This is a genomic window from Clostridium thermobutyricum (assembly GCF_000371465.1).
Classification (GTDB): Bacteria; Bacillota; Clostridia; order Clostridiales; family Clostridiaceae; genus Clostridium; species Clostridium thermobutyricum.
This window is the reverse complement of record NZ_KB850956.1, coordinates 2,198,213-2,213,261: the sequence shown is the minus strand read 5'-3', so window position 1 is coordinate 2,213,261 and position 15,049 is coordinate 2,198,213. Positions and strand designations below refer to the sequence as shown.

Genomic DNA, 15,049 nt, shown 5'->3' with positions numbered 1-15,049 from the left:
TCATTAAATAAATTTATATTATAAAAAACTAGAATTAAAAATTTTATCTAGTTAAGTGAGAAGAGTTTTGTATATGAAAAAAGCAAACTTATTTATTATATATTTATATTAAAATTATTATTTGAATATTTTTGTATATGAAAAAAAGCAAACCTTAAAAGGCTTGCTTTTTTCTTTTTATATTATTTTTATATGAGATGATTTTTTTAATTATATTGGTATCCCTTACCTTTATAATCAGAAACTTTTTCAGTTACTTTTTTACCATCTTTAACTACTGTTTTAGTTGTTAATGATTCACCTTGGTTTGAATAAGTATCAGTTTTTGCAGGTATTCCAACGAATGATTCTGGAGTTGGATTTTCTATTACTTTAAATGCATAACCATGTGATTTGAAGTATTGGATAATTGTTGGTAGAGCTTTAACAGTATCAACCTTAGCACCAGCATCATGCATTAATAAGATAACTTGGTTAGGGTTAGATTGATTGTGAATATCTCCATCCATTGTATGAATTAATTGATTAATATCTAATGCTTTAGTAGTACCAGCATCTCCAGTTTCAGCTGTCCAATCTAATGCAGTATCTTTGTCTTTATCTAATGCTTCATTAAATTTAATTAAGTTTGGATCATGGTAGAATGCTCTTGACATATATCCACCAGGTAATCTAACTATTCCAGTATGGAAGTTTGGTCCTAATACTTCAGTAAGTAAGTGTTGAGTTTCTTGAATTTGGTTCATGAAGTAAGGAACATCAATCTTATTATCTGGATATAATTCAGAGTAAATGTGAGTGAATGTATGGTCTCCAACAGCGTTTCCATCCATTATTTCTCTTCTTACTATTTGTTGTATTTTAGGGTTGCTCTTTAAGTGGTCACCAATTACAAAGAATGTTGCGTGTACACCTTCATTTTTTAAGATATCAAGTATCTTTGGTGTATTATTTGTACTTGGTCCGTCATCAAATGTTAAGAATACTTCTTTTTGATTTCCTTTGTAGTCACCAGCAATCATTTGAGCAACTTCATTTGCAGGAACTGCATAGCTTTGAGCTGATTTTAATAAGTTTTCACCTGGAGCAATTTCTTGTGGTTTAAACCAGCTTTCATAAGGATTTATATATCCTAAGTATTTGTCTTTAGCCCAGTGACCTTTGTTTTCCATAAACTCAGTCATTGCTTTGTCTTGCTTTTGTGCTTCAGCTTTAGCTTTGGCAGCTTGTTGTGTTTCTACTTTGTGTTCTTGAGTAGTTTTTGCGTGTGCTTCATAAGCGCGAGTTCCAAAAACAGCAATTGCAGCCACAGCAATAACTATTATTGGAATAAGAACTTTTTTCTTCATACGTTTTTACCTTCCAATCAAATAATTTAATATTTTTAAATATAATTTCAAAATAAATTTCTGTTATATATAGTATAACTGTGGTGATAAAAAATAGGTTACAAAAAATAGAAAAAAGTGTTAAATAAAATAAAACAAATAAGGTTAAATTATATAAAATATTAATAAATAAAAATCTAAAGTTTTATATAATTTCCAATTTTTATACACTTTGAAAGAGGTTGATGACCTATTTCTTTAGTTACAGCTATTGGAATATTATGATTTTCAGTTATTTTAAGAATCATTTGATTTACTGAAGGAAGATAATTGTTATTATCCATTTCGGTAAAAGAACCTATTAAAATACCTTTTAAATTTTTTAAAATATCCATATCCCTAAATTGATTTAGGAAAGTTAAAATTTTATATGGATTTCCACTAAAACTTTCTAAAAATAAAACTTTATTTTTAAAGTCTGGCATATAAGGAGTTCCAGAAAGCTTTAATAAGCAACGAATATTTCCACCTACTAATATACCTTCTAAACTATTTCCCTTTATAAATTCATATTTAAAATCAAATAAAGAAGAGTTTTCTTCATTAAATGTAGCTTTAAAGTTTTTAATTTGAGTTTTAGATTTATCTTTTACTAAATTTAATAATTGATAATTGTAAGTTGTAATATCTGATTTAGTATATAAAGCATTTAATAAAACTGTTAAATCACTATAACCAAAGAAAGGTTTAGGATATTTTTTTATTTCTTCAAAATTTAAATAAGGTAGGATAGAGTTTGCTAAATCTCCTCCAGATATATCAAAGATTCCATCAATAGAAGAGTCTTTAAAGAATTCTAAAATTTCATCAGCCATTTTAGAATTATCTCTATTTAAAATATCAGTATTATTTAAAATAAACTTAGAAGAAATAAAATCTATTCCAATGTCTTTTAAAATATCTTTTAAAGCCTCAAAGTTTGTGCTATCTGTAATTGGGTTTGAGCATGCAACTATTGCAATTTTATTTAATTTCATAATAATCACTCCTTAAATGTATTTTACTTTAAAATAAAAAAAGTTAATAGATATAAATATGTTGTATAAAGTTTAGTTAAATATTAAAATAAAGAGGAAACATATCCATAAAGGTATCAAATTTACTATTTTGTGAATAATAAGATATTAGATACAAATAGTAATTTGAAAAGGAGAAAAATATATGGATTATTGTTTAAAGAATGATATTAAAATAAAAACAAGAGGTGAAATTTTAATAATAGATAAAAGTGAATCAATCCTTTCAAATACAAAAATGTTTATAAAAATAGATAATATATCAAGTTGTATATTATTAGAAGGAATGTTATTAGTGCTTGGAAGTGGTATTCCAATTTGTAATGAATTTAAAAATCATAATATGGAATATATTAAAAGATTACCTAATTGTATAATAGGAACTAAAGATGAGTTAGAAGAGATTTACGAGGAAATAAGTTTATTAATTGAAAAGATTCCTGCAATATAAATAGGACTATGGGATAAGAAAATTAGTAAATTAGGTTTATAAAAATTAAGTAAAGATGGATGATGTAAGAAGATATATTTGTCTTCTTAAATAAATAAAAAGGGTGAAGTTATGAGAAAAAAATTAATTAGTTTATTACTTGTGGGGATAGTATGCACAACAGGACTTGTAGCATGTGGAAAAGAAGATAGTAACAGTAGTGTGTCAGAAACAATTTCTAAAACAGAAGAGAAACCAGAAAGATATAATGATTTTAAAGATTATGAAAATAAGAAATATGGATTTAGCATAAAATATCCTAACCAATTAACAAAGGTTGTTAAAGAAGATGATAATGGAATAGAAGTAAGTGGAATAATGACTGAGCTAGAAAATAAGAAAACTCAAGGTGAGAAAGAAAGAGAAGAAAATAGTGTTGAGTCTGATGATAAAGAAAGAAAAAGTGTTCCATTAACTTTAAAGGCATGGGGTGAAGCTAATAAAAATGGAGCTAACTTAAAGACTTATTATGAAAATGAAAAAGCTACTAAAAATTATTCGCCTAATACAGTTATATTTTCATTAAAAGAAAATGACTACTATATAATGTGTTGGAAAGACAAAGCAAAAGAAATGACTTATTATGAAAAAGGCTTTGTTAAAGATGATAAAATAGTAAAATTTAGATATAGCTATACAGAAGATAAAAAAGAAAATTATAATGAGATTTTAGATAAAACTTATGACAGTTTTAAGCTAAAATAAACTCATACATAAAAGTATTATATATAATATGAAGAAATGATTAATAAAATAAAAATAGTGAACGTATATTCACTATTTTTTTTATACTTAAAATTCGAATATAATATTTAATATTTAAAAAAACTCTAAAAAATAGATGTTAAATTATTATTATGATAAATAAATAGGGATAAAAATAAAAAATAACTATATTAAAATTTTATATTGAAAAAATATATTAAAAACTCTAGTATATCTTAGGAATTTATTTTTTCAAAAATCAATACAAAGGAAAAGTGACTAGGATGAAATTTTTTAAATCATATACGCCTTTTCAAAAGGTGTTTTTTGTATTTTTTATGATAGCTAGTATAATTACATTTTTTGTACCAGCTTTTATATCAGGTGGGAAATTATCTGATGTATTAACAATTGGAGGAATAGTTGGATTAGTTGCAACATTATCTGGAGTTGTAACATCTGTTTATCAAGTAAGAGGAAACTTGATTGTTTACTTTTGGTGGATAATAAATACTGTAGCAATGCTTGCAATATCTATAATGGGATGCCTTTATGGTCAAGCTGTAAAAACTATAATATTAACATTACCACTTCAAATAATAGGTCTTGTTTCTTGGAAAAGAAGTCTTGAAAAAACTAAAGGTGATGTAGTACAAGTTAAGAGATTCAAAAAAGGACAATGGCCAAAAATAATATTAGCTCTTATAGTTTGTTGGTTTTTATATATGTTATTTATAAAATACTTACCATATGGAGTTCATTATGTATTTGGAGTAGCTATCAAAAAAGATCCATCACTTATAATGGATTCAATATCAGGAATAATAACAACATTTGCTTTTTATTTAACTTCAAAAAGATATGTAGAACAATGGATATTCTGGATATTCTCAAATATTGGTTTTGTTTTATTTGTTAAAACACTTATAATGGCACCACATTTTTCAATAGTTTATTTATCAGGTTCAGTAATGTGGGCACAATATTTAGTAAGTTCATTTTACGGATATTACAATTGGAAAAAGCTTGAGAGAGAACAAAATAATAATTAATATATACAATCCGATTCAACTTAGTTTTGAATCGGATTTTTTATTAAGAATAAAAAATACCTCATATTCTTTTATGAATAATGAGGTACTTTTATTTTTTTATTATTTAATTTTATTTAAATGTTTAGTTATTTATCTTAAAAATGCTCCATTATTAATATCAATACATGTTCCATTAATATATTCTGGACAATCTGTAGCTAACCAAAAAATTGCTTTAGCCACTTCTTCTGGTTTTGCAAATCTATCTGTAAACACATTGCTTTTTATGCTATTTTTTCTTTGCTCTGGTATTACATTAAGCATGTCTGTTTCTACTGGTCCAGGAGCTACACAATTTACTACAATTCCATGTTCACCTAATAATTTAGCAAAACTTTTTGTAGCATTTATTATACCAGCTTTTGATACACCATACCATATATCAGGATGTCCAATTTGACCAGCAACTGAAGCAGTATTTACTATTCTTCCACTTTTAGCATTAATCATTGATTTTGAAGTATGCTTTATAAATTCTATTGGAGCATAAAGATTTATATTAATTAATTTTTCCATATCAGCTTTTGGATAAGAATCATATGGAATAGAATTCATAATTCCAGCATTATTAACTAGAATATCAATATGTCCAATTTTATATACTAAATCTTTTATTCCTTCTACATTAGATAAGTCATACTTTATTTTTTCAACATTATCATTATCATTGAACTCAAAATTTGTATAGTCTCTAGCTACCACTATAACCTTATAATTGTTTTCTAAAAACAATCTTGTAGTTTCTAGTCCAATTCCTTTATTTCCACCTGTTATTAATACCTTTTTCATAATAATCACTTCCTTCGTTAGTATTCAAAATTTTTTACTATTAATATATCAAATACAGTATATCATCTTTTTAACATTTTTTCTCATTTAATATAAAATATATAAAATTATCACTATATTGTATTTCTTTTTATATTAATAAAAAAATCAATATATTAATTATCGTCTATTTAACTTTTGTATAGATATCATTTAATTAAATGTTTTTATTACCTATTCTTAACTATAATATTTCACAATACTAAGAAATATTTGTAAGTTTATGCACAATATTAACTGCATTTTGTGGATAATTAATCCAATTATGCGAATTGTTTATAATATAAATTTATTTAGATAATCATAAAATAAAAAAAGCTTGTCTAGAAGGCAAGCTTATTTTAATTTTTTCTTTTTTCCACAGTAGTAACCTAATGAAATAAATGTACCTGCTAACATAATGCAAATCATCATTATAAGAATATTATGATTTAAACCATTTATAAATGATATTACCATCCAGATTAGAGCAATAATAAAATTTAAGTAACTAGATATATTTTTCATCATAATTCCACCTCATAAAATATTTGAAACCTATGTAATTTGAAATAGATATGTAAGTATTAAAAAATCATATTAATAAAAAAGGTTTTTAAAATTTGATATTAATTAAATATAGCTTAGAGCTTATATATTATTTATATGTACTTCTAGCTTTTTTTATAATGAATTTATAAATTTTAACTAGAATTATGTCATGTATTACAAAATAAAATTTTATAAATTTTCCATAAAATATTAATTTAAGATACACAGAGCTATGGTAAAATAAATTAATAATATAGAATGAATTAAACTATTCTAGGGTTCCGTAATAAGTTATTTATTAGACTGGTCCGAGAGAATAGGCACATTTAATTAATGTGTACACGGAAGGAGAAAAGCCTGGGAGATATTTTAAAAAATATTTCTCTGGCTTTTTATTTTAAAGTTTATTTATAAGGAGAAGATTGATATGTTTAGAGAAATGAGAAGAAAAAAACAATTACTTAGTGAAGAAAAAAGCTTAGAAGTTTTAAAGAGAAATACAAGTGGAGTATTATCAGTTTTAGGTGATGAAGGATTCCCTTATGGAGTTCCAATAAACTATGTATATAATGATGGAAAAATATATTTTCATAGTGCAAAAATGGGACACAAAGTTGATTCAATAAAAAATTATGATAAAGTATCTTTTACAGTTATAGACCAAGATAAGATTGTTCCAGAAAGATATACTAGTTATTTTAGAAGTGTAATTGCATTTGGAAAAGCTAGAATAATAGAAGATAGTAAAGAAATGGAACATATATTAAAAGTTCTTGCAAAGAAATATTGTAAAGAACAAGGAGATAAAGGTATTCAAGAAGAAATAAATAGTGGGATAAACCATGTTACAGTAATAGAATTTGATATAATTCATTTAACAGGAAAAGAAGCTATAGAGATTGTAAATGGATTAGACTAGTATTAGTTAAGTTTTATAAAAACATAATAACATTTTATTAAATAGTATAAATTCAATATGTTATTGAGTAGTTTAATTATTTCTATATTAGTTATTTATAAATATTTTTTTTCAATAAAAATTTTATAGTAGTTTTAAAAAAATAAAACCTATATTTTATAGGTTTTATTTTTTTATTTAATGATTATTTATTAAGTTAAATAGAATAAGTTATTTTAAAAAATAAATTTCTTGAAATAATTCTTTTTTATAAATAATAATTATTAATAAATTATAAATTCTCGAAAAAAGTATTGAGTGCTACCTTAGGTAATACTTTATAATTCAAAACATAGAAAACAAACAAAAGGAGAGTAAAGAAAAATGGGGATAAATTTAAAAATTGCTTCTAGATTTTTAAAATCTAACAAAGCGCAAACTATTTTAATTGCCTTAGGGATAGCACTTGGGGTAACAGTACAAATATTTTTAGGATTACTTATAAAAAATCTTAATAATGACCAAATAAATCAAATTGTTGGGAATACATCACAGATTACTATTAATAATAAAGAAAATAGTAGCAAAACTTTTGGAAATTATGATTCTATAATAAATAACATAAAAGCAAATCATAAAGAAATTTCAGAAATTACAGGAGTTTTAGATACTCCAGGATTAATAACTAAAGGTGAAGCAAGTACTTCAATTTTAGTTAGAGGAATGGATTTTGGAAATGGAGCTAACATATATGATGTTCAAAAAGATTTAGTAAAAGGTACTATGCCAGAAGCTAAAGACCAAGTTGTAATTGGAGAAGGAATTGCTAAGAAATATGACTATAAAGTTGGTCAAAAAATTACTTTCTCTGAAGCAAATATGCAAAAGAAAACTGTTGTAGTAAGTGGAATAGCTAACTTTAATGTTGCTCAACTTAATAATTCATGGGTAGTAACAAAATTAAATTATGCTCAAGATTTATTTAATGAACAAGGTAAAGTAAATTCAATTGAAATGAAGCTTTATAACAAAGATATTTTCAGTGCAGATACAATAGCAAAATCAATTCAAGGAACTTTAAATAGTAGCTTACAAGTAACTAACTGGAAAGAAACTAATCCAAGTCTTTTAAATGCATTAAGTGGACAAAGCTCATCAAGTATGACAATCCAAGTATTTATAATAATTTCAGTTGCTATGAGTATTGCAGGAGTTCTTGCAGTTTCAGTAATGCAAAAATCAAAACAAATAGGTATATTAAAAGCAATGGGAATTAAAAATAGTGGAGCTGCATCAATATTCATATACCAAGGTGGAATCTTAGGAGTTATAGGTTCAATTGTAGGAGGAATTTTAGGTGTAGGATTATTTGAAGTTTTCTCAAATGCTATAAAAACACCTTCAGGTGCACCAATAGTTACAGGACACATTTATGTATCTTACTTAATAATAAGTATTGTAATTGCAATAGTTGTAGCAATTCTTGCAGCAGTGTTTGCAGCATCTAAATCATTAAAACTTGATCCAATGGAAGTTATCAGAAATAACTAAGGAGGTTAGACAGAAATGGAAGTTTTAAATTTAAAAAATATAAATAGAGTTTATGGTGAGAAGGTTAAAACACAAGTTTTATTTGATGCTAACCTTAAGGTTGAAGAAGGAGAATTTGTTTCAATAATAGGGCAAAGTGGTAGTGGTAAAAGTACGCTTTTAAATATAATGGGAACTCTTGATACTCCAACTTCAGGAGAAGTTTATATAAATGGTAAAAGAACTGATAAAATGAGCAAAAACGAACTTGCAAGAGTAAGAAATGAAGATATAGGATTTATATTTCAATTTCACTACCTATTACCTGAATTTACAGTGCTTGAAAATGTGTTAATGCCTTATAGATTATCAGGAAAAAAAGTTACTAAAGAAGTTTTAGAAAGAGCTGAAAAATTATTAGAAATAGTTAACCTTTCAAAAGTTAAAAATAATAAAGCAACAGACCTTTCTGGTGGACAACAACAAAGAGGTGCTATTGCAAGAGCGTTAATAAATAATCCAAAGATAGTTCTTGGAGATGAGCCAACAGGTAACTTAGATTCTAATACAACAGAAGAAGTTTATAACCTTTTAAGAGAAATAAATAAAGAGTTTAAAACAACTTTTGTAATAATAACTCACGATAATAGAATAGCTGAAAAAGCTGATAGAGTTATAAAAATACAAGATGGAAGAATAATAGAAGATATTAAAAAATAAAATAAAAAGACTGTTTGCATTAGTTGCAAGCAGTCTTTTTTATTTATAGTTAAACAGATAATTATTTTTAAAGGTTTTTTAGGTTTTAAGGTGAATAAATATAGTGAATGGAAAATTTTGTTTTATAAATATAATCTTAGGAGGAAATTATGGAATATATAAAGTTAGGTGATTCAGATTTAAATGTGTCTAGAATTTGTTTAGGATGTATGGGCTTTGGAGATTCAAGTAATGGAATGCATACATGGACTTTAGATGAAGAACAATCTATGGAGATTATAAAGAAAGCCCTTGAAAATGGAATTAATTTTTTTGATACTGCAATAGCTTATCAAAATGGAACAAGTGAACAATATGTTGGAAGAGCTTTGAAAAAATTAGCTAAAAGAGAAGATGTTATTATTGCTACAAAATTTTTGCCTAGAAGTCAAAAAGAAATTGAAAATAATATTAGTATAAGAGATCATATAAATACTATGCTTAATAAAAGTTTAGCTAATCTTGAAACTAATTATATAGATTTATATATATGTCATATGTGGGATTATTCTACTCCAATTGAAGAGTTGATGTGTGCATTAAATGAACAAGTTAAAGCTGGAAAAGTACGTTATATAGGAATTTCTAATTGTTTTGCATGGCAATTAGAAAAAGCAAATTGTATTGCAGAAAAAAATGGATGGAGTAAGTTTATATCTGTTCAAAATCATTATAATATGTTGTTTAGAGAAGAAGAGAGAGAAATGGTACCTTGCTGCAAAGATGGAAATATTGCAATGACTCCATATAGTTCCTTAGCTTCAGGAAGATTAGTTAGAGATTGGTCTGAAAAAACTAAAAGACTAGAAGAAGATTCATTTGCAAAAAGTAAATATGATTTAACAGCGAATCAAGATAGAATAATTGTTGAGCGTGTTGCTGAAATTGCGAAAAAAAGAGGAATGACAAGAATTCAAATAGCTTTAGGATGGCTTCTTTCAAAAGTAGATGCTCCTATAGTTGGGGCAACAAAGTTTTCTCATATTGAAGAGGCTGTAAAAGCCATAGGAGTAAAGCTTACAAAAGAGGAATTAGAATATTTAGAAGAGCCATATGTGCCACATAAGTTAGTTGGTATTATGAAACAAAAATAGTATTTTAAAAGATAATTTTTAAGTATATGTATTTTTTATTTAATGATAAGGAATTTAAATAAATTAGATTATGTAATTAAGCGAGAATTATGAGATTAAATGAAGATTAAAAATAAATTATAAATTTAAATAAAACAAAGATTAAGATAAAGATTTAAAAATATATGTAGATAGAATTAAGGCTGTTGAAAATTGAGAGCTTATTATTGAGGTGGTACATCAACAGCCTCTTTCTATTAAGGATTATCGACTAGAAATTTGTTTTATATACATAATAAAAAATTTTTTATTTTATATATTATTTAAACATTAAAAAGGTAGTTAGTATTTAGCTACCTTTTTAATATTTTGCTTATAAAATGTATTATTATAAAAAAATTAAAAAAGAGTATAATTAATACAAAATAATTATGATACTAAAGATGGTTAATTAGTGAATTAAATTACGGAGGAAGAAAAATGAGAAAATCAATTGAAAAAATAAATTTTAAGAAGCTAAATAAATGGTTAAATATAATAAATTTAATTTATGTTATAATAGCAACTATTTCAATTATTGTCTTGTGGATTAAAGCACCTTCTGAAATTCCAATTCATTATGGTTTTTCAGGACATGTAGATGAGTATGGTTCTAAAAGCAATTCTCTTATATTAGTGTTTGTTTTGATTGCTATATATGTTATATTTATGTTTATATCTAAATATCCTAAATCTTATAATTACATTGTTCCAATAAATGATTTAAATAGAGAAAGACAATATAATATATCTTCAACATTTATGAAAATTTTAAGTCTTGAATTAATGATTTTAATTTCATATATGTCTATACAAAGTTTAATTGGAGCAAAAAGTATTACGAATTATTTTATAGTTATTATTGTTGCTTCAGTTGGCATTTACATTTATTTTAGTGTGAAAAATAGATAGAATTAATATTAATTTTTTTGCAAATTGTTAATAAGGAGTATAATAGATTATGTGAGCTAAAAACTTTTTATAAATTAGGAGGGAAAAATGAAAACTAAAATAAAGCAAATGCATGAGGAGTTAAATACATTCCCGACAAGTAAAGCAGTTCATACAATGGCATCAAAGTTATATAAAGACTTACCTAAAAGTGATGATGAGTTTATTGAATTATGTGATGAACTTATTCAATCTCATGATTGGACACTATATGAAATGATGACTATATGGATAAAGAAAAGAAAAACTGCTTATTTAACTAAATACTTTAAGACTTATGAAAAGTGGTTATATGAATATACTAATAATTTTGGAGCATGTGACCAACTTTGTTATAGAGTACTTAATCCTATAATTGAAAGATATCCAACACTTTTTGAAGAGGTGCGGAAATGGAGTAAATCTGATAATCCATATGTAAAGAGAGCATCAGCAATTTGTTTAATGAAGTCAACTAAAAGTTTTGTTGTTAATTTTCCTTTTAGTTATGTAAAAGAAATTTCTGATGAGCTTTTAGAGGATAATCACATTTATGTGCAAAAGGGAGTGGGATGGCTTTTAAAATATTCTTATTTGTCGTATCCAGAAGAGGTAGTTAATTATATTAAGAGTAATATTAATAGAATGAGTAGAATAACATTTATGTATGCATTAGAAAAAATGCCTCGTCAGTTAAAAGAGGAGATAATAAAAAACAAGTAGAATTTTATAAAGAGTAATTTAATAAATTGGAATGAAATTTTATAAAGAAGATAGTGAATGCTTTTGGTGGAAATTAGATAGAGAATAATTTACTACATAAATAATACAAGATATAGTATCCATATAATGGTATAAGAGCGTTTTATGGAGGATATAAATATTTATTGAGTTTTTATCAATATTAGTAATTGTAGTTTTATTTTCATTAATTTTTGAAATAATATTTTATGCATTAAATAAAAGTATGTTAGAAGTATTTGTGCCTATCCAAAGATATACTTCAAAATTTGAAAAAAAAGAATTTTTAAGGTGTGTTTTTAGTTTTATTTCTATAATTATATGTGCATTTATTAAAAGTTATTTTGATTTAAATTTTTTAGTTTTTGGAGTAATTTTAAGGTTTTTTATAGCTTTAATAAATACAATATTTTAAAAGGAATTATTATAGATTAATAGAAAATAGCAATAATTTTAAATTTACATAAGTGAAGTGGACAAGTATAAATTGTCCACTTTTTTTATAAATCATTTCATTTATTAATTTTCATTATTTGCTATAAAATTCAATAAAATGAAAATTATAAACAAAAACCCATTTAAAATTTAAGAATAATTCATAAATAATACACATTTTTTTTGTATATTGGTACAGGGAAATCCAATATATACAGTCAGAGTATAAGATGTAAACAAAAAATTAAAATACAATCCAAATTAAAAAATAAGATAAGCTTATTTTAAAAGTCTAAATTATAACATTTCTATATTTATAAAATTCTAAAAATAATATCATTTATAAATACAACTAAAAATTAAAATATAGATTCTTTTAAATAAGTTTTATCATTTACAGGAAACAATTAGATATTCTATTAATATTTTCAATATTTTAATCTTTAAGTTTGTCTATTTATTTCTTCATTGATACGGGATTAGAATATTTTGATAGTTTATCTAAATGACATAGATAATATTCAAGATATAAGGGGGAAAAAAATGGATTGTACTAATTCTAAAAGCGTCCTAAAGAAATTAAGCGTAGCTTTAATAATGTTTATGTTTTTAACTCTAACTCAAGGATATCAAATCAGTTTTGCTGATAGTGTAGCTTTAACTAATTCTAACACAGTAACAGTTGAAGCACATTTTACAACTGAAAAGATTAGAGATGGATTTTATACAAGTTTAGTAGTTAATTATAATATTTTAGACAGGAGCAATATAAAACCTGGAGATAAGATAATAATTAAATTACCAGATGTATGTAGGGATATTAAACCTATTTATAAAACTGAGCATTTTTCTAATTGTACTGTAAACGGAGATACTGTAACTTTAACTTTTGGGCCTAACATAAATGAAGGTGTTCAAGGATATTTTACTTTATACATGTACGGTAATAGTAATATAAAAAATAATCAAAATTATGAAGCTACTGTAACAATTGGAAATAAAGTAGTTAAGGCTAATATAGAAGGAGTAGCAGTAGACGGTGGAGATAGCTATCCAGATATGTATAAAGTTTTTGGAACTAATTTTCCAGTAAATAATTTAGGTGAGGGAATAATAGTAGATAGAAATAAACCTGTTCCATACACTATTGTAGTAAATAGAGGTAGAAAAAATTTAGGTACTATGAATTTAAAAGATACAATTCCTAATGGAATGGCTTTAGATACTAGTAGCTTAAAGATATATGAGGTTTCACCTAATAATAATTATACAGATGTAACTAATTTATATTTAAACTCAGGAAGAGTTAATATGAATTATAAACATTTACAGATTTATTTTGATCCTGGAAATATGTATATGGTTGATTATAATACTTTTGTTACATCAACAGAAAGTAAATATAATAATACAGCTACAATGACAGATTATTATGGGAATGTACAAGGTCAAGCAGTAGCTATTTTAGGTTCTGGTGCAGGAGCAATAAATGTTTATAAAACAGTGGATAAAAAAAATATAGGTAATTTTGGTAATCAAAACATAATTTATCACATAAAATTTGATTCATTTGGAACTTTCTTAAAAGGAACAATGCATATTCAAGATAAGATTAATCCAAAGCTTACCGATATAAAAGTTACGGGAACTAATCAATTTACAGTAAAATATGATTCGGCTACAAAAACATTAGATGCAGTAAATGATAAAAGTACAATAGAGCCAGGAGATAATGCTGAAATCACAATTAATGCAAGTATGAAAAATGTAAAACCTGGAGAAACAATAACTAATACTGCACAAGTTAATGGAGGAGATACTAATACTGTCCATACTACAAAAAATCCATTAATCCAATTAAGCAAAGTTGGGATTGATAATCCAAATCACTTATTAAGTGGAGCAGAGTTTGAAGTTATTAACGCAGACAACAATGAAAGAGTTAGTAATATTGTAACTGAAAAAGGAAATACAAATATTTTAATTACATCTGACAAGCCTATAAAATTTGAGTTGCCTTATGGAAATTATAAATTAGTAGAAATTAAAGCACCAAATGGATATGCTTTAAATACAAAACCAATAGATTTTAGTGTAAATGCCAATAGCACTATAATAAACTTGACTGCAAAAGATAACCCAACAGGAAATATTAAAATTATTAAGACAAATGATTTAAAAGAGCCATTACAGGGAGCAAAATTTAATTTAGTTAAAGATGGAAAGGTTATAAAAACAGGAGAAACTGATAAAGAAGGTATTTTGGAATTTAATAATATTGAAGTTGGAGATTACAAAATAGTTGAAGTTTCAGCTCCAAAGGGATATGAAATTTCTAAAGATACTTCTGTAAAAGTAAATAAAGACCAAACTAGCTTAGTAAATATTGTAGATAAAAATATTTTAGGAAACTTAAATATAACTAAAATAGGAAATGACGGAGCGAAGCTAAGTGGAGCAGAGTTTACAGTAGAGGGACCAAATGGATATAAACAAGTAGTTACAACAGATAAAGCTGGAGTTGCTACATTAAATAATATTCCATGGGGAACTTACACTGTAAGAGAAACAAAAGCACCAATTGGTTATGAA

The 15,049-nt window shown here is 25.1% G+C and carries 14 protein-coding genes and 1 riboswitch; of the genes, 10 read left to right on the top strand and 4 right to left on the bottom strand.

The features are described 5' to 3' along the window. Positions 1-206 precede the first annotated feature (206 nt). Positions 207-1,349: a polysaccharide deacetylase family protein gene (locus HMPREF1092_RS16545; protein WP_002598614.1), complete on the bottom strand. Its 1,143-nt coding sequence runs from the start codon at positions 1,347-1,349 to the stop codon at positions 207-209. A gap of 176 nt (positions 1,350-1,525) precedes the next feature. After that, complete coding sequence (locus HMPREF1092_RS10280; RefSeq protein ID WP_002598613.1) at positions 1,526-2,365, bottom strand: S66 family peptidase; 840 nt, start codon at positions 2,363-2,365, stop codon at positions 1,526-1,528. 184 nt (positions 2,366-2,549) lie between these two features. On the opposite strand from HMPREF1092_RS10280, the gene HMPREF1092_RS10275 reads away from it, so the two are divergent. The 3 genes from HMPREF1092_RS10275 (at position 2,550) to pnuC (ending at position 4,651) form a co-directional block, all read left to right on the top strand. Beyond that, on the top strand, positions 2,550-2,855 hold the full coding sequence (locus HMPREF1092_RS10275; protein ID WP_002598612.1) for a hypothetical protein: 306 nt from the start codon (positions 2,550-2,552) through the stop codon (positions 2,853-2,855). Positions 2,856-2,966: 111 nt separating this feature from the next. Then, positions 2,967-3,599, top strand: a complete 633-nt coding sequence (locus tag HMPREF1092_RS10270) for a hypothetical protein (RefSeq protein ID WP_002598611.1) — start codon at positions 2,967-2,969, stop codon at positions 3,597-3,599. 338 nt (positions 3,600-3,937) lie between these two features. Then, positions 3,938-4,651 carry a nicotinamide riboside transporter PnuC gene (pnuC, locus tag HMPREF1092_RS10265; protein WP_040413689.1) on the top strand — a complete coding sequence of 238 codons (714 nt, stop codon included), beginning with the start codon at positions 3,938-3,940 and terminating at the stop codon, positions 4,649-4,651. A gap of 132 nt (positions 4,652-4,783) precedes the next feature. Here pnuC and HMPREF1092_RS10260 read toward each other — a convergent pair whose 3' ends face one another. Beyond that, positions 4,784-5,482: an SDR family NAD(P)-dependent oxidoreductase gene (locus HMPREF1092_RS10260; protein WP_002598609.1), complete on the bottom strand. Its 699-nt coding sequence runs from the start codon at positions 5,480-5,482 to the stop codon at positions 4,784-4,786. Positions 5,483-5,857: 375 nt separating this feature from the next. Next, complete coding sequence (locus HMPREF1092_RS17220) at positions 5,858-6,031, bottom strand: hypothetical protein (protein WP_186003713.1); 174 nt, start codon at positions 6,029-6,031, stop codon at positions 5,858-5,860. Between the two features lie 283 nt (positions 6,032-6,314). Then, a riboswitch (guanidine-I (ykkC/yxkD leader) is annotated at positions 6,315-6,418 on the top strand. A gap of 61 nt (positions 6,419-6,479) precedes the next feature. Here HMPREF1092_RS17220 and HMPREF1092_RS10255 point away from each other — a divergent pair. From HMPREF1092_RS10255 to HMPREF1092_RS10225, 7 genes are all read left to right on the top strand, one after another. Then, positions 6,480-6,971 carry a pyridoxamine 5'-phosphate oxidase family protein gene (locus HMPREF1092_RS10255; RefSeq protein ID WP_002598607.1) on the top strand — a complete coding sequence of 164 codons (492 nt, stop codon included), beginning with the start codon at positions 6,480-6,482 and terminating at the stop codon, positions 6,969-6,971. A 363-nt stretch (positions 6,972-7,334) separates the two neighbouring features. Further along, complete coding sequence (locus tag HMPREF1092_RS10250) at positions 7,335-8,501, top strand: ABC transporter permease (RefSeq protein ID WP_002598606.1); 1,167 nt, start codon at positions 7,335-7,337, stop codon at positions 8,499-8,501. A 15-nt stretch (positions 8,502-8,516) separates the two neighbouring features. Next, positions 8,517-9,200 (top strand): ABC transporter ATP-binding protein, encoded by a 684-nt coding sequence (locus HMPREF1092_RS10245; RefSeq protein ID WP_002598605.1) that lies wholly within the window; start codon positions 8,517-8,519, stop codon positions 9,198-9,200. 149 nt (positions 9,201-9,349) lie between these two features. Then, positions 9,350-10,333, top strand: coding sequence for an aldo/keto reductase (locus HMPREF1092_RS10240; protein WP_002598604.1), 984 nt, complete (start codon positions 9,350-9,352; stop codon positions 10,331-10,333). Between the two features lie 459 nt (positions 10,334-10,792). Then, positions 10,793-11,263 (top strand): DUF1648 domain-containing protein, encoded by a 471-nt coding sequence (locus tag HMPREF1092_RS10235; RefSeq protein ID WP_002598603.1) that lies wholly within the window; start codon positions 10,793-10,795, stop codon positions 11,261-11,263. A gap of 87 nt (positions 11,264-11,350) precedes the next feature. Continuing rightward, a complete protein-coding gene (locus HMPREF1092_RS16540; RefSeq protein ID WP_002598602.1) occupies positions 11,351-12,004 on the top strand; it encodes a DNA alkylation repair protein in 654 nt (217 codons plus the stop codon). 996 nt (positions 12,005-13,000) lie between these two features. Beyond that, on the top strand, positions 13,001-15,049 hold a 2,049-nt coding region (locus HMPREF1092_RS10225; RefSeq protein WP_002598601.1), incomplete at its 3' end, for an MSCRAMM family protein.

What these genes read in the sequence shown, in the direction of transcription:
- HMPREF1092_RS16545 (WP_002598614.1), bottom strand. Translation starts at nt 1,349, where the DNA reads ATGAAGAAAAAAGTTCTTATTCCAATAATAGTTATTGCTGTGGCTGCA.
- HMPREF1092_RS10280 (WP_002598613.1), bottom strand. Translation starts at nt 2,365, where the DNA reads ATGAAATTAAATAAAATTGCAATAGTTGCATGCTCAAACCCAATTACA.
- HMPREF1092_RS10275 (WP_002598612.1), top strand. Translation starts at nt 2,550, where the DNA reads ATGGATTATTGTTTAAAGAATGATATTAAAATAAAAACAAGAGGTGAA.
- HMPREF1092_RS10270 (WP_002598611.1), top strand. Translation starts at nt 2,967, where the DNA reads ATGAGAAAAAAATTAATTAGTTTATTACTTGTGGGGATAGTATGCACA.
- pnuC (WP_040413689.1), top strand. Translation starts at nt 3,938, where the DNA reads ATGATAGCTAGTATAATTACATTTTTTGTACCAGCTTTTATATCAGGT.
- HMPREF1092_RS10260 (WP_002598609.1), bottom strand. Translation starts at nt 5,482, where the DNA reads ATGAAAAAGGTATTAATAACAGGTGGAAATAAAGGAATTGGACTAGAA.
- HMPREF1092_RS17220 (WP_186003713.1), bottom strand. Translation starts at nt 6,031, where the DNA reads ATGATGAAAAATATATCTAGTTACTTAAATTTTATTATTGCTCTAATC.
- HMPREF1092_RS10255 (WP_002598607.1), top strand. Translation starts at nt 6,480, where the DNA reads ATGTTTAGAGAAATGAGAAGAAAAAAACAATTACTTAGTGAAGAAAAA.
- HMPREF1092_RS10250 (WP_002598606.1), top strand. Translation starts at nt 7,335, where the DNA reads ATGGGGATAAATTTAAAAATTGCTTCTAGATTTTTAAAATCTAACAAA.
- HMPREF1092_RS10245 (WP_002598605.1), top strand. Translation starts at nt 8,517, where the DNA reads ATGGAAGTTTTAAATTTAAAAAATATAAATAGAGTTTATGGTGAGAAG.
- HMPREF1092_RS10240 (WP_002598604.1), top strand. Translation starts at nt 9,350, where the DNA reads ATGGAATATATAAAGTTAGGTGATTCAGATTTAAATGTGTCTAGAATT.
- HMPREF1092_RS10235 (WP_002598603.1), top strand. Translation starts at nt 10,793, where the DNA reads ATGAGAAAATCAATTGAAAAAATAAATTTTAAGAAGCTAAATAAATGG.
- HMPREF1092_RS16540 (WP_002598602.1), top strand. Translation starts at nt 11,351, where the DNA reads ATGAAAACTAAAATAAAGCAAATGCATGAGGAGTTAAATACATTCCCG.